The sequence below is a fragment of the Microbacterium hominis genome (assembly GCF_013282805.1).
Taxonomy (GTDB): domain Bacteria; phylum Actinomycetota; class Actinomycetes; order Actinomycetales; family Microbacteriaceae; genus Microbacterium; species Microbacterium hominis_B.
This window is the reverse complement of the sequence record NZ_CP054038.1, coordinates 1201803-1220919: the sequence shown is the minus strand read 5'-3', so window position 1 is coordinate 1220919 and position 19117 is coordinate 1201803. Positions and strand designations below refer to the sequence as shown.

Below are 19117 nucleotides of genomic sequence, written 5' to 3'. Positions count from 1 at the left end.
GCGCGGCTGCGAATGCCGGGGTGGGACGGCCGTCACGCGCCGCTCGCGGACCCCGTCCACGTCGGCGAGGTCGGACGCTCCGGTCCACGCGGAGACTGCGACGGAATCTCGGTCGGCTTCGTCGCCCGGAACTCGTAGTACTCGTCGGCCCGGGCCGAGGTCGGCGCCGTGGGCACGCGCGTGCGCCAGTGCATGCTCGTCGTCCTCGCCCACCGTGCGTCCCGCGCTGTGCGCTGCTCATCGGGCGTCTGGTCCTCGGGAGGTTGTCTGCTCATGCTCGGACCCTACGCGCCGCACATGTACGCGCTCACAGGCGGGCCGGTCGGCGCTCGTCTCACCGCACGGCCCGTCTCACCGCGCGGCCCGTCTCACCGCACGGAGGGCGCAACGGTCCGCGAGGACGAACCCATCGCCTGGACATCTCCTGCACACCCACGCGCACGACCGGAATCAGGCGTAGCCTGAAGGGAGATGGCCCGGACCCCGTCATCGGCGCACACACTCTGTGTGCATCGAGTGCAGGGAGCCGACGATGGCCGTCACCAGTTCCGGGCCCGCCGCGTCGCCCGTGCGATCCACGACGTCGAAGGCACCCAACCACTACACCGAGCTTTCGCGGATGGTGACCGGGAGCGGCCTGATGCGGCGCCGCTACGGCTACTACTGGACCAAGCTCATCGCGGCGCCGATCGTCATCGCGGTCGTGCTCACCGTCTTCGTGCTTCTCGGCGACACCTGGTGGCAGCTGGTGACGGCCGCCGCCCTCGCCGTCGTGCTCACCCAGGTCGCGATGCTCGGCCACGATGCCGCCCACCGACAGATCTTCCGCTCGGGCCGGTGGAACGACTGGACCACCCTCGTCATCGGCAATCTCCTCGTCGGGATGAGCTACGGCTGGTGGCAGCACAAACACACGCGGCACCACGCCAATCCCAACAAGATCGGCAGCGACCCCGACATCGAACTCCCCGTCATCGCCTTCACCCCGGACCAGGCCGATCGTCGACGTGCCAGCCGCAGCGGGCCGCTGCGCTGGCTGATCGCCCACCAGGGCGTGCTGTTCTTCCCGATCCTGCTGCTCGAAGGGCTCTCCCTCCACGCCTCGAGCGTGCGTCGCGTCTTCGCCCGTGAGCAGCTGCGCCGGCGTCCGATCGAGATCGCCTTCCTCGCGGTGCGGCTCATCGGGTTCCTCGTGCTCGTGTTCCTGGTGCTCTCGCCGGGGATCGCTTTCGCCTTCCTCGGCATCCAGCTCGGCCTGTTCGGCGTCTACATGGGGATGTCCTTCGCGCCGAACCACAAGGGGATGCCGCTGGTCCCCGCCGACGTGAAGGTCGACTTCCTGCGCCGCCAGGTGCTCATGAGCCGCAACATCCGCGGCAGCCGGGTGCTGGACACCGTGATGGGCGGGCTCAACTACCAGATCGAGCACCACCTCTTCCCGTCGATGCCTCGCCCGCACCTGCGGCAGGCGTCGGGCATGATCCGCGCCTACTGTCAGGAACACGGGGTGCCGTATACGCAGACCGGCCTCTGGCAGTCGTATGCGATCGTCGTCCGCTACATCAACCGAGTGGGACTCGGCGAGCGGGACCCCTTCGAGTGCCCGCTGCTCCAGCAGCGGCAGGCCGTGTAGCCGCGTCGGGTTTCTCGGGTCAGAGTGCGAGACGCCCGGCGACGACGTCGGCGGCGACCACGCTGATCCGCGTCTGGGTGGACCGCGCGTGGTTGCGGATCCGACTGAACGCCTCATCCATATCGATGTCCTGACGCTGAGCGAGGTACCCCTTGGCCTGCTCGATGATCACCCGGCTGTCCAGCGCGCGCTGGAGCTGCGCCTGCGCGAGCTCGGACTCCTCGACACGTCGCTGCTGCAGGATGCTGATGGTCGCGATGTCGGCCAGCGCCCGCGCGGAGGCCGCGTCGGCGGCATCCAGCGCACCGGACTCCTCGCGGAAGAGGTTCAACGAGCCCAGAGTCGAGTCGCGCAGTCGCAGCGGAATCGCGTGGATCGCGGAGAATCCCGACGCTCGCGCATCGGCGGCGAACGTGGGCCAGCGGTGGGCGATCTGGTCGATGTCCTCCACTGAGACGACCTCACCGGTGGTTGCCGCCTCCACGCACGGGCCAGCGCCGACGCGCAGCTGCATCAGCTCGACGAGTTCGCTCCGCTCGCTGGTGGAGACGATCACCTCGAGCTCGTTGGACGGACTCAGAAGGAGGATGCCGGCCGCCGACGCGTCGAAGAGCGAGATGCAGTCATCGACGAGGCGCTGGAGCACATCGACGACGTCGAAGTCGTCGACCAGGGAATCCGCCAGGGTGACGAAGGTTCCCAGCAGCTGATGCTCGCGGGTGAGCGCCGTCATGTCGTCATCCTAAGCCGTGACATCTCATAGACCCAGGTCGAGCCGGCGGGAGATCACGTCGGCCGCGACCTCGCGCACGGAACGACCTTCTCCGTATGCATGACCGCGCAGCAGCAGGAGGGCATCGTCCACCCCGATCCCGTTCCTGGCCGCGACCATTCCGGTCGCCTGGTGCACCTCGCGACGCGAGTACCGCCGCTCCTCCGCGGCGTCGTCGGTCTCCTCGAGGCGGCTCAGCGCGCGCCTCAGCAGCATGGCCGAGACGACGACGGCGAGGCTCCGCATCCGTTCGATGTCCGCCGCGGACAGGTCGCGAGCTGTCACGGAGTACAGGGCGATCGACCCGATCCCCAGCGTGCTGACGAACAGGGGGAAGGCGAACAGCGCCCCCACGTCGAGTTCGCGAAGCGCCGCCCACGCGCCCGGCCATCGCGCCCCGCCGTCGACCTGGAGGTCGGAGGCGGTGACGGGATGCCGCGTGCGCAGCGCCTCCCACGACGGACCCTCGCCGAGGTCGATCTGGATCTCGTCGATCTGTGCGCCGAGCCTGGTGCTGGCGCACAGCGTCTGCGAACCCATCGGCGCGCCGAGGGTGGAGACCACCGCACCGGGCATCGAGACGGCGGCCCGCAACGGCGAGCACAGGTCGCCGTTCTCTCCGTCAGCGAGTGCAGCCGCCACGAGTGCGAAGGGATCGCCGGAGGAATCTTGACCGGCTGTCGTGGGCATCGCGTGCGCCGCCGTTCGGGTCGAAATGGCCAGGCGCTGGGTCTTGGTGCCCTTGACGCGATCGTACACCGCGCCGTGGGGGCGGTGGCGGGTCTCAGCGTCAGCCGCAGCCGGGGTCGATCACGTCGCCGCGCCGCGTATACGCAGGGCTCCCGGCCTCACGCTGATGCGCGCCCGGACGATGTGCCCGAACGGGTCGCCGTCCAGTTCCACGGCGTGCGGCGTGTCGAAGCGGGCGTCGAAGCGTCTGCCCTGGACGTAGGCGAGCGAATGGAGGTCCGGGGAGCGCGAGAGCCATCGCCGGGTGATCCTCGAGCGGCGGGCGGCGCTCTGCAGCGTGAACCGCGTTCCGATCTTCGCCCACCCGAAGGGGCCGGCCGGGCGCATGAGGACGACGTCGAGGAGCCCGTCGTCGATCACCGCTGCGGGGATCAGGAGCATGTTCCCCGTGAGCGTTCCGCAGTTGCCGACGATGACCGTGTGCGCGCGGGTCGACCTCGTGCGTCCGCCGTCGACACGGTAGACGAGGTGGAAGAGCCGATTCGCGATGATCGATCGTGCGATCGGTGTGACGTAGGCGAGCCATCCGAGGTGCTTCTTCGCGATCGCGCTGGTGTCATGGGCCATCTGGGCATCGAGGCCGATTCCCGCCATCACCATGAACACGTGCGTACGTCGGACACCCTCCTCGTCCTCGATCTCCGCGACACCGACGTCGACCGCGCGATCGACGCCTGTGAAGGCCGCCGACACGCTGGCGGAGACGTCGTTGAGGGGCGTGCCGAGGAACCGGGCGAGCAGGTTCCCCGTGCCGGAGGGAACCAATGCGATCGGCATGCCGGTCTCGCGCAGAACGTCGGCGACGGCGCGCACGGTGCCGTCTCCGCCGGCGACGATCACGACCTCCGGATCGCCGTCTGCGGCGCGGCGCGCGGCTGCTCGTCCGGCATCATCGCCTGCGGTCTCGTACCAGCGCGTCGGTCTCCACCCCCGGCGACGCTCATGCTCGGCGACCGCCGTGCGAAGGCGCTGCAAGGGTGCCTTGGTCGGGTTGTAGACCACCGCCGCGTGCGGTTGCCGACTTCCGCTCGGCGTCTCCGCCGTTCCTGTCGCGCTCAGCGGCCGTGACCGCCCTCGCCGCGCCAACGGTCGGTCTGCTCCCGGTCCGTCACGGCGCCGGGCGCCCGATCCGGCGCAGAGACGCGAAAGGCGACCGATGACGCGAGCGCCGCCACCGCGGTCGCGCGGACGTGCTCGATCTCCGCCGCATCGTGGTACTTCACTGCGGCAGCATCCCGTCGCGCCCGGACGTCTCCACTGATCTCGGCCAGCCGATCCGCGAGCACCGTCGCGAGCCCGTCGCCGAGTTCCTCCAAGCTGGTGTTCGCGATCTCCAGTCGTCGATCCGAGACCGTCACCTCCACCGTCGGATATCCCGCCGTCGTGAGACGCTCGCGCGTCTCGCTCCCCAGGATCGCCGTCACCTCGTCTCGCTCCGGTCGGCGGGTGAACACGGCCTCCACCGTGTACCGCTCGGGGGCGTGGTCGGTCAGCAGCGCAGCAGGCAACGAACCCACCAGCACTGATCCCAGGCCCAGCGTGGCGGCATCGACGCCGCTCGTTCGTGTCTGTGTCTCCATGATCGAACGTTACGCCCCCAAGATGTGCGCCTCACAGGTTCGCCGGATCGCGGAATCCGACGGTGGTCGCGTGGGGGCGGGAGGACGGCGCGGTCTCGTCGTGGAGACCTCACGGCCCCGGCATCCGTCTCTCCAGCACATCGTCGCGCCGCTGGAACCCCGCCCGCTCGTAGAGCGTGACCGCACGGACGCTCGAGCTCACCGTGAGGCGAGGGATCCCGCGTTCGTCGGCGGCCGCGCACAGCGCCGACACGATCGCGGTGCCGACGCCCCTGCCGCGCTCCTCGGCGACGACGAACACGCTCTGCAGATCGCCGACACGACGCGCGCGGGCGTGCACGTCGGGTACGCGCTCGAAGGCGACGAGCCATCCCATGCCGACCGGCCGGGTGCCGCGCTCGGCGATGACGGCCACGACGTCGCCTGCGCGGTCATGCATCCAGGCCGCGAGGTCTTCTGCGAACTCGTCCGCAACGTCGCCCGCTGCCCCGGCGCCGGGCGGGTCGGCGGCGCTGGAGTCGGCGGCGCTGGAGTCGGCGGCGCTGGACGAAATCGCGGACCACGCGCGCTTGAGCACCGCGAGGGCGCGCGCGTCGGCGCTGCTCGCGCGGCGGATCGTCACCTCATCCACGGCGCCCCCCACCATCGATGCGGCACCCTCATTGCAGGCAGAACTCGTTGCCCTCGGGATCGCGGAGCTGGTAGTAGTGCTCGGGCCACGGCCCCCAGGTCTGGTCGACGAGGCGCACCACCTCGGCACCGAGGGCCACGAGGCGATCCTTCTCGGCCTCGAGCTCCTCGTGCGTGGGAGCACGTCCTGGTGTGGCGCTGATGTCGAGATGGAGACGGTTGCGCCCGGCCTTCGCGCCCGACGCGTGGTGGAAGAACAACCGCGGCCCGACCCCCGCGGGGTCTTCGACCAGTCCACGTTTGGCGAGGTCCTCCTCGGTCACCCCCGAGGCCAGCAGCTCGCTGCGCAGCGGCTCTTCCCACTCGGCCGCCGGATAGCCGAACACCTCTGCCCAGAACCTCGCCAGCGCCGGCGGATCATCGGCGTAGAACACGATGTTGCCCAGCTTCGTCGCCATGTCGGCTCCTCTCGTCGCCGTCTTCCGTTCACGATACGAACGGCGTACGACATCGGCCAGGTGCACGTCTCGTCCGAGCACGCGGCATCCACTCATCGGAAGTCCCGCGAACGGTGGTCGATGCCGACCCGCAGGTCCTCGAACCGGTCGGCGAGGAGGTTCGTCACCCCCTCGACGGAGCGCTCCAGCATGCCCCGCACGATGAGGGCCGGCGCATCGCGGACCACCCGCCGGTATCTGTTCCACACCCCGACCGAGCAGATCACGTTCACCACCCCGTGTTCGTCCTCGAGGTTGAGGAACGTGACCCCGGATGCCGTCGCCGGTCGCTGCCGGTGGGTGACGAGCCCCGCCACCTCGACGCGACGGCCCGTCTCGTGGACGCGCAGCCCCGTCGAGGTGAGCACCCCTCGCGCGTCGAGACCGGAGCGGTAGTGCGTCATGGGGTGGTCGTCGGTCGAGATGCCCGTCGCCCACAGATCGGCGGCGAGCACCTCGTACGAGGTCGGGTCGGTGAACAGCGGCGGCTGCACCGCCATCAGCGAGTCGGGCAGGAACTCCGCCCGGTCCTGCGCCGCCGAACCCGCGAGCCAGATCGCCTCCCGCCGGGTGAGCCCCAGGCATTCGAAGGCCCCCGCCGTGGCCAGCGCCTCCAGCTGCGCGGCCACGAGCCCGGTGCGCCGCACGAGGTCGCGAAGGTCGCGGAACTCCCCCTCCGCCTCGCGGGCGGCCACGATGCGCTCGGCGACCTTGGCGCCGATCCCCTTCACCCCCGCGAGCCCCAGTCGCACCGCGAACCCGCCGTCGCGCCGGTGCGCCGCCGACTCATCGGGCGCGTCACGGTCGAAGACCCCCACCGGCGGCTGCCTCCGATGCGTGCAGGTGTCGAGGCCTGTCGGGTCCGGCATCCCGTTGCTCGGAACAGGTGATCCGCCGAGAACAGGAGGATCCTGCCCCCCATCGTCCTGTTCCGAGCGGATCACCTGATCCCGGCGAGTGGATGCCGCACCAGGCCCGCCCTGTTCCGAGCGGATCTCCTGATCTCGGCGAGTGGATGCCGCACCCGGCCCGCCCTGGGTCGCGGAGGTGCCGGTTCCCCCGGCCGCCGGCTCGAGCACCGCCTCCACGCCCGACAGGTGGAGATCGGGGCGGCGCACCTCGACTCCGTGCCTCCGGGCGTCGGCGACGAGGGTCGCGGGCGAGTAGAAGCCCATCGGCTGGGCGCGCAGCAGTCCCGCGAGGAAGGCACTCGGGTAGTGCAGCTTGATCCACGACGAGGCGTAGACCAGCAGCGCGAACGACAGCGAGTGGGACTCTGCGAATCCGAAGTTCGCGAAGGCCTGGATCTTCGCGTAGATCGCATCGGCGTCGTCCCCGACGAGCCCGTTCGCGGCCATCCCGTCGTACAGCTTCTCGCGCAGGGACTCGATGCGCTCGACCCCGCGCTTGGACCCCATCGCACGGCGCAGCAGGTCGGCATCCTCACCGCTGAGCCCACCCACCGCCATGCCCATCTGCATGAGCTGCTCCTGGAACACGGGGATGCCGAGCGTGCGCTCCAGCACCGGCTTCAGCTTCGGGTGCGGATAGGTGACCTCCTCGTCGCCGAGCTTGCGCCGCACGAACGGGTGCACCGCCCCGCCTTGGATCGGGCCGGGACGGATGAGCGCGATCTCGATCACGAGGTCGTAGAACCGGCGCGGCTGGAGGCGCGGCAAGAGCCCCATCTGCGCGCGCGACTCGACCTGGAACACACCGATCGAATCGGCGCGGCACAGCATGTCGTAGACCGCCTTCTCCTCCTTCGGCAGCGTCGACAGCTCCCACTCCTCCCCGGTCGCGGCGCGGATCATGTCGAAGCAGTACTGAAGCGCGGCCAGCATCCCGAGCCCGAGCAGGTCGAACTTGACGAGCCCCATCCAGGCCGCGTCATCCTTGTCCCACTGGATGATGGTGCGGTTCTCCATGCGGGCGTGCTCGATGGGCACGACCTCGCCGACGGGCCGGTCGGTGAGCACCATGCCGCCGGAGTGGATGCCGAGATGGCGCGGCGCCTTCAGCAGCGCCGTCGCGAACGAGAGCACCTGATCCGGGATGTCGTGGTCTGCCGGCGTCTCGAGACCGACCCCCCAGCCCTCCACCTGCTTCGACCAGGCGTCCTGCTGGCCGGGCGAATGGCCGAGTGCCTTCGCCATGTCGCGGATCGCGTTCTTCGGTCGGTACTGGATGACGTTCGCCACCTGCGCGGCCCGCTCCCGGCCATAGGTCGCGTACACCCACTGGATGATCTCCTCGCGCCGGTCCGAGTCGAAGTCGACGTCGATGTCGGGCTCCTCGTCGCGCAGGCTCGAGAGGAACCGCTCGAACGGCAGGTCGTAGGCGATCGCGTCGACGGCGGTGATGTCGAGCAGGTAGCAGATGGCGCTGTTGGCCGCCGATCCCCGCCCCTGGCACAGGATGCCGCGCCGCCGCGCCTCCTGCACGATGCCGTGCACGATGAGGAAGTACCCCGGGAAGTCCTTCATCTCGATGACGCCGAGCTCCTTCTCGATGCGCGCCCGGTCCGCCTCGGTGAGATCGGGGTACTTGCGCGGCACCGCCTCCCACACCAGATGCCGCAGCCACGACATCGGGGTGTGCCCCGGGGGCGCCTCCTGCTTCGGCAGCGCCGGCTTGGCGCGCCGCAGCGGGAAGGCCAGCTCGTCGGCGAGCGCGACCGTGCGGGCGACGGCGTCGGGATGCCGCACGAACCGCTCCGCCATCTCGGCCCCCGAACGCAGGTGCGCGCCGGCGTGGGCGGGCAGCCACCCGTCGAGCTCGTCGAGGCCGCGGTTCGCGCGCACCGCCGCCACCGCGGCGGCCAGCAGCTGTCGCTGCGGCACGGCGTAGTGCACGTTGTTGGTCGCCAGCAGCGGCAGCCCGCGCTCGCGGGCGAGCCCGGCGAGGATCTCGTTGTCGCGGCTGTCGAGCGGATTGCCGTGGTCGATGAGCTCGACGTGCACGGCATCCACTCCGAAGCGGGCGACGAGCCGGTCGAGTTCGACCGCCGCTTCCGCCGCCCCGCCGCGGGCCAGGCCCTGGCGCACGGCGCCCTTGCGGCAGCCGGTCAGCACCGCCCAGTGGTCGGCGCCCTGCGCGGCGAGCTCGTCGAGGTCGTAGACCGGTCGCCCCTTCTCGGCGCCCTGCAGCTGCCCATGGGTGATCGCCTTGGCCAGCCGGTGATAGCCCTCTTCGCCGCGCGCGAGCACGAGCAGGTGCGAGCCGACCGGGTCGGCCTCGCCGTTCTGCGGTGCGGGCAGCTCCAGCGACAGCTCGGCGCCGAACACCGTCTTCACCTGCAGCGCCTCGGCCGCCTCGGCGAAGCGCACGATGCCGTAGAACCCGTCGTGATCGGTGATGGCCAGCGCGTGCAGACCCAGCCGCTCCGCCTCTTCGGCCATCTCCTCGGGTGAGGAGGCCCCGTCGAGGAACGAGAACGACGAGTGCGCGTGCAGCTCGGCGTACGGCACCGCCTCCGCGGGGCGGTCGATGGCCGGCCCTGCATAGGGTCCGCGCTTGCGCGACCACGCCGGGCTGTCGCCCCCGTCTGCTCCGGCCGGCGGTCCGCCGGGCCGGCGGCGGTCGCTGAGCAGCCGCTCCATCTCCGACCACGGCACCGAGGGGTTGTTGAAGCCCATCAGTCCCCCGCCCCGCGCGCGGCGCGCAGCCGCTCAGTCATACGCGGCCTCCGCGCTCCAGACGCCCCCCTCGCACACCAGCAGCCAGGCCGCCCCCTCGTCGTCGACGATCTGGAACCGGTAGGCGCGACGCCGTCGCGCGGCATCCCACCCCCGCTCGACCACGGGCCACGGCCCTGCCCAGGCGGCCACCGCCCGCGCACGCCCGCCCTCCACGAGCACCGCCGGGGCGGCCGAGGCGGCCCCGCGCTCGTCGACGTCGATCACCCCTCCACCGAGGGCGATGACCTCGACCGGCCGCGGCGGGGCGAACACCGTGGTCGGCAGCGGGTCGGGAAGGCTTCCCGGCCAGGGCTGCGCCCTCTCCGACGCCAGCCCCGCGCTCCCCTTCTCGTGACGGTCCCCCCACGGCACGAGCACCTGCCGCTCGGCCAGCCACCTGCCCCCGCCGATCGCCGGGGTGAGCACCCCGCGGTGGCCGAGCATCGCCTGCACCCGGGAGAGGGCGTGGTGCACGCGCTCATCGGGCCCTCCCCCGAAGATCGCCGGGGCGTGGTGGGCAGCCTCGTCGACGGCCTCGGGGCTGATGCGCACCCGGGCGACGGCGCTGCGCAGCGTCTCCTGCCGCTCCGCCAGCTGCCAGCGCACCCGGTCGACCACGGCCGCCGCGTCGAACGAACCGGGATGCAGCCACACCCGTTCGCTGTGTTCGCCCCGGTCGCCGGTGATCTCCACCCGCAGCTCGGTGCACACGAGATCGTGCGCCCCCAGCCGCGCGACGAACTCGTCGGCGGCCATGCGCATGCCGAACGCCACCTGCTCGGCCAGCTCCAGGGGAGGCTCGAAGGCCACCTCCCGATGCAGCTCGGGTGGGGGTGTGCGCGGGGCCACCTGCTGCGAGTCGAGTCCGGCGGCGAGGGCATGGAGACGGATGCCGCGCGGTCCGAACCGCTCGCGCACCCGCTCGAGGTCCATCGCGGCGAACTGCCCGAGGGTCTGCACGCCCAGTCGGGCGAGGAGCCCGACCAGGTCGTCGGATGCCGTAGCCGACCCCCCTCCGAGCGACGAGGCGTCGAGCACGGCGACCGACAGGGGTGCCAGGAATCCGGCGGCGGCTCCCGCCGGCACGACGAAGACCGGATCCGCGGCGGCGGTGGCGGCCTTCGCCGCCTGCTCGGCGGTGAACGGGCCGTCGGCCACGCCGATGCGCACATCGGCGACGCCCTCCGCCCGCAGCGCGTCGACCAGCACGCGCGCCGACTCCGGCTCACCGCCGTAGTAGCGCGCCGGCCCCCGCGCCCGCAGCGCGCACAGTCCGGCACGCACCACCTGCACACCGGGGGCGTGCTCCTCGAGGCGGGCCACCAGCGGGGCGAAGGCCCGGTGATCCCGCGCATCGTCGGCGGTCACCACCCTCAGCCGCGGACACCGCGCCTGCGCGTCACGGCGACGAAGACCCCCGCGCACCCCCTCCGCCCGCGCGGCCGCGTTGCAGGCCCGCACGAGATTGCGCTCCATCACCGCGACCGGCCGCGCGGCGTCGGCGGTCGCCCCTTCTTCCCGCAGGAGCGCGGTGACCGGCCAGTCGGGGAACCACAGCACCAGGCTGCGCAGGGGAGCCGGCACCGTCGTCACCCCGCCGCCCGGATCGGCGTCGGCCCCGGCACCGACACCGACACAGGCACCGGCTCGTGCTCGGGGAAGGGCAGCGCCGGCGCCACGGCGATCTCACCGTGCGCGTCAGGCAGCATCACGCGGGCACGACGGGCGCGCGGCCATCGCCGGCTCGAGGAGGTCACCGCGATCTCACGCCCCTCGAGGATGCCCCGCCCGCGACCGAGCCCGACCCACGACGACGACTCGATCTCGAGCACCGCCTCCGCCTGCGGCCACGGCCCGTCGACCAGCAGCACGGCACCGCGATCGCGCAGGCGTGCCGCCAGCCGGGAGACGTCGCCGTCGGCGGCGCGACCGCGCGGTCGCACCGCGACCACCCGCAGCACCTCGGCGACGGTGGCGGTCACCGCGAGCCAGCGCGGGCCCGGCTCGGGCACGAGCACCAGCCGGGAGAGGTCGACCCCGAGCGCCCCGGCGGCCTCCGCGCCCAGCTGCGGCATGCCCACCGCACCGCACCAGGCGCCGGCCTGCGACGGCTGGGCCATGAGGGCGAGCAGCAACGACATCGACCCGGCGACGGAGTAGGCGCTGCCCTGCCGCAGCCCGCCGCCGGGAAGGAGAGAGGCGAGGGCGGGATGCACCGGCAGGACCGGCGCGTCCAGGCGCCGGCCCTGAACGCGCTCCAGTTGCGCACGCAGGCGCGCGATCTCCTCACGTGCGCTCGGCGCCGAAGCAGTGCTCTGCACGATCGCCCTCATTCCGACATTCTAGAACGTATGTTCTAGTACTTCCACCGTCGGGATCGAAGATACGCTCACCCTTCGACATCGTCGGGGGCGATCGCGCAGACCGAGCTCAGTCCCCCGCGAGCTCCGCCGTCGTCACGATGCGCGCGAATCCACCTGCCTGCAGCTCCAGCGCGGCCGACGCCATGAGATCGGCCGCGGCGCGGGTCACCTCGCCCAGACCGGGGATCTCGGCACGCAGATCGAAGGTGCGCGTCGCGTCGAGCGCCACCGTGACCTCGTAGCCGAGGTTTCCCGCCATGCGGGCGGTCGTCTCCACGCACATGTTCGTCTGGATGCCGCACACGACGACCTCCTCGATCCCGCGCTCGCGCAGCCACGCGTGCAGATCGGGGGTGCCGTAGAAGGCGGAGTTCACGTTCTTCGACACGCTGAGCGCGGCATCCACCTCCGCGACGGCATCGACGAGTGCGTTGCCCGGGTGGGACGGATGCAGCGGCGACGCCGGTGAGAGGGAATCGTGGCGCACCACCACGATGGGCTCGTCGCGACGCTCCCACGCGCTCACGAGCGCCGCGACGTTGCGCTCGCACGCCGGAAGGTTGGCCGTCGGACCCCAGAAGTCGAGATCGTCGAAGCCGCGCTGCATGTCGATGACGAGAAGGGCACGGGTCATGCCCCCATCAGACCACGATCCCCGGCGCCGCGCGCTCGCGAAACCGACAGGCGGCATCGCCGCACTGCCGCCCTCCGAGCAGACCGGCCCCGAGACCTCCAGCCCGCTAGGCCGCCAGTGCGAGGTAGGGCTCCCAGGTCGGGTCGGCGCGGTCGGTGCCGCGCACGGTCCACTGGGCGCCGTGCGGGGCGCGCGGAACGATCCGCAGCGACCAGCCCATCTCCTGCGGGGTCTTGTCGCCCTTCACGTTGTTGCAGCGAAGGCAGCACGCCACGAGGTTCTCCCACGAGTCGGCGCCGCCGCGGGAGCGGGGCAGCACGTGATCGATCGTCGCGGCGGACTTCGCGCAGTACGCGCACCGGTGCGCGTCACGGCGGAGCACCCCGCGTCTGGTCACCGGGATGTGGCGAGCGCCGGGCACCCGCACATAGCGGGTGAGGATGATGACCGCCGGCCGATCGTAGGTGCGTCTGGTCCCCCAGACCGGGTCGTCCACGATGTGTTCGACGACGGTGGCCTTCTCATTCATCACGAGCACGAGGGCTCGCTTGAAGGACACGACGGCCAGGGGCTCGTAGCCCGCGTTGAGCACCAGAGTGCGCATTCCTCATCCTCTCGAACGGCCGGGACGGCTTCCCGGTGATTCGACGTCGGCGCAGGACTCCCGCGCAGAGGCATGAAAAAAAGGCGCTGTCTACTGACAGCGCCATGGCGCCACGGCATGGCCGCGGCATCCGCTCGTGCAATGCCGAAGGACGAGTCGTCCGAGCGCATCCATGGTTCGGATGCGAGGTGTGTCGCCCATCAGCTCCCCTCCGCTTCGTTCCAGCGTCGGGTTTCAGGCTAGCCCACACTCACCCCATGAAGGGTCGTTGGCATGTAAACGCCTGGTGGCGTGTTGGTTACGGATGCCGCGCAGCCGGTGCGCGGCATCCGTGGCCGCCGTTTCGCTCAGCCCGCTCAGCCGGCGTTGTTGACCAGCCACGCCCACGGATCGACGACGGAGTCGTTGATGTGGACCTCGAAGTGCAGGTGGCACGCCGTGGAGCTGCCGGTGGAGCCCACGACGCCGATCTGCTGACCGGCCGAGACGGTCTGCCCGGAGGACACCATCCGGCTGCCGTAGGTCATGTGACCGTAGAGGGTCGACACGCGCTGGCCGTTGATGACGTGGTCGATGGTGACCGCGACGCCGTAGCCGCCGAAGCTCTCCTGCGACACGCGGACGACGCCCCCGGCGGCCGCGTACAGCGGCGTGCCGCACGAGGCGAGGAGGTCGACGCCCTGGTGATAGCCGGAGTCCCAGAGCCCGCGGCCCTTGGTGAAGTTGGTGATGGGCCAGCGCACCGCACCGCTGCCCGGGGAGACGAGGGTGATGTCGACCGGGGTCGAGGTCGCGGCGGCGGCAGCGGCAGCAGCGGCGGCGCGCGCCCGGGCGGCGGCGGCCGCGGCAGCGGCCTCCTTCGCCTTCTTCTCGTCGATCTCGGCCTGCGTGGTGGCCGAGTAGCTGTCGCGCGTGAGCTCGGATCCGGTCGCATCCGATCCGACGACGAGCGACTGCGCGTCGTCGGCGGCGACCTGCTGCAGCGTGACGGGCTCCTCCGTCACGGTGGGGCGGAAAGCTCCGTAGGCGGGCAGGGCCACGGTGGCGATGAGACCGCCGACCATGGTCAGGATCGCGAGGCTCTTCAGCGGCTTGACCGCGCTGCGAGCGGAGCGGGGGCGGGCGGGCGCCTTCGTCGCGACGGACGTGGCGCGGCTCGATACCGCGCGCTGAGAGCGGGAACGCCGCGTGACTCCGAGGGCGTCGCCCTCGTTGCTCTGCGCGTTCGATTCGATCGTTTCAGCCAATAGTTCCTCCGGCGCCTCTGCGCCGGGGCGCTGACTCGTCGGCACTCGATGTCGGGGCACGTTGTGCGGGTTTCCCCTTGCGAACGACGAGCCGGCGAGGCAATCCGCAGGGGGTCCGACGGCGGGCTTCTCGCCTGTGGACTTTTCGAGGCTACCCGAAGGTAACGAATAAGTCACGCTCACGCCCTGGCAGTGTGCTGGGCGTGCCCCCGGTCCGAGCTGGGGAGGAGAGGAGAGCGGTCAGACCCGGTCGTCGACGAGGAAGATGTGCGACGCGACCTCGACGGGCAGCTCGAGGGCCTCGCCCGCGCCGTTCATCTGCACGAGCACGTAGCCCTCGCTGTACCGGTAGTCACCGGTCGCGCCGGGCACGACGCCCGCCCCCTTGAGCTGCTGCAGCAGCTCGGGATCGACCTGCGCGGGCTCGGCGAGGCGCCGGACGGTGCCCGAGATGGGCGCGCCGGCGTCGTTGAGGCGCCGCACGAGCCCCACCACGCCCTGCTCGAACTGGGTCGCCGGGATGTCGCCGAGCTGATCCAGCCCGGGGATCGGGTTGCCGTACGGCGACTCGGTCGGGTGCCCCAGCAGTTCGACGAGGCGTCGCTCGACCTGCTCGCTCATCACGTGCTCCCAGCGGCAGGCCTCTTCGTGCACATAGGCCCAATCGAGGCCGATGACATCCGAGAGCAGCCGCTCGGCGAGCCGGTGCTTGCGCATCACGTCGACGGCCTTCTGGCGGCCGGCGTCGGTGAGCTCGAGCCGGCGGTCCTCCGAGACGACGACGAGGCCGTCGCGCTCCATGCGGCCCACCGTCTGCGACACCGTCGGGCCCGAGTGCCCGAGACGCTCCGAGATGCGTGCGCGCAGCGGGATGATGTTCTCCTCCTCGAGCTCGAGGATGGTGCGCAGGTACATCTCGGTGGTGTCGATCAGATCGGTCATCGTGGGGCGTCCTCGAGCTGTTGAGTAAGGCAAGGACAGCCTATCCGTCACGGCCCGTCACACGGCGCGGCGGCCGGGGACCGGCATCCATAGAATCGACGTATGGCCACTGTCGAGCTGCCCCACGACCTCCTGCCCGCCGACGGACGATTCGGCTGCGGCCCCTCGAAGGTGCGCCCGGCGCAGCTCGAGGCCCTCGCGACCCGCGGCGCGGCGCTGCTGGGCACCTCGCACCGCCAGGCGCCGGTGAAGAACCTCGTCGGCTCGACGCGCGAGGGCCTCGCCGAGCTGTTCTCGCTGCCCGAGGGCTACGAGATCATCCTCGGCAACGGCGGGTCGACCGCCTTCTGGGATGCCGCAGCGTTCGGCCTCATCGAGAACCGCGCCCAGAACCTCGTGTTCGGCGAGTTCGGCGGCAAGTTCGCGGCAGCGGCCGCAGCTCCCTGGCTGACCGCACCCGACGTGCGCAAGGTCGAGCCGGGCACGAGCGCCGCAGCCGAGCCTGTCGAGCGCGTCGACGTGTACGCGTGGCCGCACAACGAGACCTCCACGGGCGTCGCCACCGCGATCCGGCGCGTGGCCGGCGACGATGGCGCCCTGACCGTCATCGACGCGACCAGTGCCGCCGGCGGCATCGACTTCTCGATGGCCGAGGCCGACGTCTACTACTTCGCGCCGCAGAAGAACTTCGCCTCGGACGGCGGCCTCTGGTACGCCGCGGTCTCGCCGGCCGCGATCGAGCGGATCGAGCGGATCGCCGCGTCGGGCCGCTACATCCCCGAGTTCCTCAGCCTGAAGAACGCGGTCGACAACTCCCGTCTCAACCAGACCCTGAACACGCCGGCGGTCGCCACGCTCATCCTCCTCGACGAGCAGGTGCGCTGGATCCTCGACAACGGCGGGCTCGCGTGGGCCGGTGCGCGCACGGCCGAGTCGTCGCAGGCGCTGTACACCTGGGCGGAGGCGTCGGAGCAGGCGACCCCGTTCGTCGCAGACCCCGCCGACCGCTCCCCCGTGGTCGTCACGATCGACTTCGATGAGTCGGTGGATGCCGCGGCGATCGCCAAGAGCCTGCGTGCGAACGGCATCGTCGACACGGAGCCGTACCGCAAGCTCGGTCGCAACCAGCTGCGCGTGGCGACGTTCGTGGCGATCGACCCCGACGACGTGCGGCGGCTCATCGGCGCGATCGACTACACGCTCGCGCGGCTCTGAACGCTCGCCGACCCGGTCATCGGGCTCACGCGGCGACCGGGAACGCGTCGGCCCGCGCGTGAGCTCAGGCGAACGGAGACGGCTGCGGGCTCAGCACGGAGGCGACGATGGCCTCGATGGCGAACTCGGTGGCGCGCCCGAGGTCGACCGCAGAGCGCTCGAGCAGCCACTGCACCTGCAGACCGTCCATCACCGCGAGGATCGACGCGGCGGCATCGGCGACGACGGCGGGCTGATCGATGCCCCGCTCCTCGCACATCGCGGCGAACGCGAGGGAGATCTCGCCGCGCAGCGTCGCGTAGCGCGACACGAAGAAGTCGCGCGCGGGATGGTCGTCGGTCACCGACTCGGCGGAGAGGACGACGAAGGACTGCACGATGCCCGCGCGCTCCGCGTTCTTGATCGCGGTGCGCACGAGGTGGCGGAACAGCTCCTCCCCGCCGGGGATGTGCCGCTCCTCGAGGTCTTCGACGTCGGTCTCGTCGCGGTATGTCAGCACCTCGAGGAGGAGCTGGTCCTTCGACCCGAAGTGGTGGAGGATGCCGGCGTGCGTCATGCCCGCCTGGTCGGCGATGTCCACGAGCGTTCCCGCGTTGTAGCCCTTGGCGCCGAACACCTCGGTGGCGATCTTCACGATCTCCTTGCGGCGAGCGATGGTCTCCGGGCGCGAACGCGCCTGACGACGCTGACCTGCCATGGTCGGTACCCCTTTCGTCGTCGCGCCTGTGAGTCTACTGAGGCGCTGCCCGCGGGGCCGTCAGCGCCTCGCTTGCAATAGTTACTTACTTGGTTGTAAGTTAACTCCGCAATCACTGCACGACAGCGTCGTCCTCTCCGAGGCAGGGCGCCGTCGTGCGTCCACAGACAAGGAGAAGCAATGAGGCTCAGAACATCCGTCGTCGCCGCGGGCATCGCCACGGCACTCGTGCTCACCGGGTGCGCCGCCGGAAGCGGCGAAGACGACAGCAGCAGCGAGACCACCGGAACGGCCGCGCTCACCATCGCCAAGCCCGACGGCGCCATCACCACCGAGTCGAACAACCCCTACCTCGGCGACTCCTCGGCCTCGAAGTACGCCTACGGCAAGGTGATCTTCGAGTCCCTCGCCCTCGTGAACCCCACCGGCGACCTCGGCACCACTCCATGGCTGGCCGAGTCGGTCACGTGGAACGACGACTACACCCAGCTGACGGCCGTCGCGCGCAGCGGCGTGAAGTGGAGCGACGGCGAGGACTTCACCGCCGACGACATCGCGTTCTCGTTCACGCAGGTGCTCGACGGCAAGATCAACGACACGAACGCGTTCGACCTCAAGGGCGTGACGGTCGACGGCGACACCGTGACGATCGACTTCAACAGCTCGAAGTACACCCAGCAGGCGCGCGTGCTGCACTACCCGATCGTGCCCGAGCACGTCTGGGCAGACATCGCCGACCCGAACACCGACCCGCTCACCGGCGAGGGTCAGGCCGTCGGAACCGGCCCGTACGTGCTCGACTCGTGGACGACCGAGTCGGTCACGCTCGCGGCGAACCCCGACTACTGGGGCGGAGACCTGGCCGTTCCCGAGCTGCACTACGTGTCGTACGGCGACAACGCGGCGCTCACCACGGCACTGGCGACCGGTGAAGCCGACTGGGCGCAGGCCTTCATCCCGCAGATCCAGGACAGCTATCTGTCGGCCGACCCTGACAACAAGTTCCTCGCCTCCCCCACCGCCGGCGCGGGCACGCTGTTCATGAACCTGCAGACGAAACCCTTCAACGACCCGGCGCTGCGCCAGGCGGTGGCCTGGACCATCGACCGGCAGGCGTACGTCGACATCGCCCGTGAGGGCGCGAGCGAGGCGGTCTGGAGCGTCACCGGGCTCGGCACCCTGCTCGAGGACGAGATCCTGCCCGAGTACGCCGACCAGAACTACTCGGTCGACGTCGAGACGGCCCGCGAGGTGCTCACCGACGCCGGCTACACCTGGGACGACGAGAAGCTCATCGACCCCGACGGCGAGGCCGTGACGTTCTCGATCTCGGTGCCGGCCGGCTGGAGCGACTGGAACACCGAGCAGGCGCTCATCGCGGAAGAGCTCAAGGAGGGCCTCGGCATCGAGGTCAAGGTCGACCAGCCCGACTGGGGCGGCTGGGATGCCGCGCGCCAGGAAGGCACGTTCCAGGCGATCATCCATTGGCTCGAAGACACCGGCAACGCCTACGGCCTCTACACCTCGGCGATGGACCCCAAGTGGATCGTCGACGACAAGGCGCAGTTCAACTTCGGACGCTTCGACGACCCGGCCGTCACCGAGGCGCTGAACACGTACGCGAACGCCTCGTCGGAAGCCGACCGCGAAGCGGCCCTCGCGGTGATGCAGAAGGCGTTCGTCGAGAACGTGCCCGTCATCCCGCTCGGCGCCCACCCTCTGCTGGGTGAGTTCAACACCCGCAACTACGTCGGCTGGCCGTCGGAGGAGAACCCCTACGCCTCCGCCGACCCGACCCAGCCGGCTGTGGTGCAGATCCTCACCGAGCTGCAGCCCGCCGAGTGACCAGCTGCGGGCGGGGTGGTGCGGCGGC

At 70.8% G+C, this 19117-nt stretch carries 18 protein-coding genes; 3 read left to right on the top strand and 15 right to left on the bottom strand.

Features of this window, described 5'->3' with window-relative positions; all coding sequences use genetic code 11:
- Window positions 1-32: 32 nt before the first annotated feature.
- Complete coding sequence (locus tag HQM25_RS05345) at window positions 33-275, bottom strand: hypothetical protein (RefSeq protein WP_172989304.1); 243 nt, start codon at window positions 273-275, stop codon at window positions 33-35.
- A gap of 257 nt (window positions 276-532) precedes the next feature.
- Between HQM25_RS05345 and HQM25_RS05340 the strand changes: the two genes are divergently transcribed.
- Window positions 533-1633 (top strand): fatty acid desaturase family protein, encoded by a 1101-nt coding sequence (locus tag HQM25_RS05340; RefSeq protein ID WP_172989303.1) that lies wholly within the window; start codon window positions 533-535, stop codon window positions 1631-1633.
- Window positions 1634-1652: 19 nt separating this feature from the next.
- Here the strand turns inward: HQM25_RS05340 and HQM25_RS05335 are convergent, their stop codons facing one another.
- From HQM25_RS05335 to HQM25_RS05275, 13 genes are all read right to left on the bottom strand, one after another.
- A complete protein-coding gene (locus HQM25_RS05335; protein ID WP_172989302.1) occupies window positions 1653-2366 on the bottom strand; it encodes a GAF and ANTAR domain-containing protein in 714 nt (237 codons plus the stop codon).
- A gap of 24 nt (window positions 2367-2390) precedes the next feature.
- On the bottom strand, window positions 2391-3095 hold the full coding sequence (locus HQM25_RS05330; RefSeq protein ID WP_172989301.1) for a GAF and ANTAR domain-containing protein: 705 nt from the start codon (window positions 3093-3095) through the stop codon (window positions 2391-2393).
- Window positions 3096-3215: 120 nt separating this feature from the next.
- Window positions 3216-4157, bottom strand: coding sequence for a diacylglycerol/lipid kinase family protein (locus tag HQM25_RS05325; RefSeq protein WP_172989300.1), 942 nt, complete (start codon window positions 4155-4157; stop codon window positions 3216-3218).
- A gap of 53 nt (window positions 4158-4210) precedes the next feature.
- The gene (locus HQM25_RS05320; RefSeq protein ID WP_172989299.1) at window positions 4211-4735 is read right to left on the bottom strand and encodes a hypothetical protein; all 525 of its coding nucleotides are present in this window, start codon (window positions 4733-4735) and stop codon (window positions 4211-4213) included.
- Window positions 4736-4844: 109 nt separating this feature from the next.
- Entirely contained in the window at window positions 4845-5366 is a 522-nt protein-coding gene (locus HQM25_RS05315) for a GNAT family N-acetyltransferase (protein WP_172989298.1), read from the bottom strand.
- 28 nt (window positions 5367-5394) lie between these two features.
- A complete protein-coding gene (locus tag HQM25_RS05310; protein ID WP_172989297.1) occupies window positions 5395-5823 on the bottom strand; it encodes a VOC family protein in 429 nt (142 codons plus the stop codon).
- A 92-nt stretch (window positions 5824-5915) separates the two neighbouring features.
- The gene (locus tag HQM25_RS05305; protein WP_172989296.1) at window positions 5916-9500 is read right to left on the bottom strand and encodes an error-prone DNA polymerase; all 3585 of its coding nucleotides are present in this window, start codon (window positions 9498-9500) and stop codon (window positions 5916-5918) included.
- A 33-nt stretch (window positions 9501-9533) separates the two neighbouring features.
- Complete coding sequence (locus HQM25_RS05300; RefSeq protein ID WP_172991522.1) at window positions 9534-11126, bottom strand: DNA polymerase Y family protein; 1593 nt, start codon at window positions 11124-11126, stop codon at window positions 9534-9536.
- 5 nt (window positions 11127-11131) lie between these two features.
- Entirely contained in the window at window positions 11132-11875 is a 744-nt protein-coding gene (locus tag HQM25_RS05295) for a hypothetical protein (protein ID WP_254359556.1), read from the bottom strand.
- Window positions 11876-11972: 97 nt separating this feature from the next.
- Window positions 11973-12539, bottom strand: coding sequence for a cysteine hydrolase family protein (locus tag HQM25_RS05290; RefSeq protein ID WP_172989295.1), 567 nt, complete (start codon window positions 12537-12539; stop codon window positions 11973-11975).
- Between the two features lie 106 nt (window positions 12540-12645).
- On the bottom strand, window positions 12646-13143 hold the full coding sequence (locus HQM25_RS05285; RefSeq protein WP_172989294.1) for an HNH endonuclease: 498 nt from the start codon (window positions 13141-13143) through the stop codon (window positions 12646-12648).
- 356 nt (window positions 13144-13499) lie between these two features.
- Window positions 13500-14390 (bottom strand): M23 family metallopeptidase, encoded by an 891-nt coding sequence (locus HQM25_RS05280; RefSeq protein ID WP_172989293.1) that lies wholly within the window; start codon window positions 14388-14390, stop codon window positions 13500-13502.
- A gap of 240 nt (window positions 14391-14630) precedes the next feature.
- On the bottom strand, window positions 14631-15332 hold the full coding sequence (locus HQM25_RS05275) for a metal-dependent transcriptional regulator (protein WP_172989292.1): 702 nt from the start codon (window positions 15330-15332) through the stop codon (window positions 14631-14633).
- A 102-nt stretch (window positions 15333-15434) separates the two neighbouring features.
- On the opposite strand from HQM25_RS05275, the gene serC reads away from it, so the two are divergent.
- The gene (gene serC, locus HQM25_RS05270; RefSeq protein WP_172989291.1) at window positions 15435-16547 is read left to right on the top strand and encodes a phosphoserine transaminase; all 1113 of its coding nucleotides are present in this window, start codon (window positions 15435-15437) and stop codon (window positions 16545-16547) included.
- Between the two features lie 64 nt (window positions 16548-16611).
- Here the strand turns inward: serC and HQM25_RS05265 are convergent, their stop codons facing one another.
- Window positions 16612-17244 carry a TetR/AcrR family transcriptional regulator gene (locus HQM25_RS05265; protein WP_172989290.1) on the bottom strand — a complete coding sequence of 211 codons (633 nt, stop codon included), beginning with the start codon at window positions 17242-17244 and terminating at the stop codon, window positions 16612-16614.
- A gap of 180 nt (window positions 17245-17424) precedes the next feature.
- Here HQM25_RS05265 and HQM25_RS05260 point away from each other — a divergent pair, with 180 nt between their 5' ends.
- Window positions 17425-19089 carry an ABC transporter substrate-binding protein gene (locus tag HQM25_RS05260; protein WP_172989289.1) on the top strand — a complete coding sequence of 555 codons (1665 nt, stop codon included), beginning with the start codon at window positions 17425-17427 and terminating at the stop codon, window positions 19087-19089.
- Window positions 19090-19117: the final 28 nt, after the last annotated feature.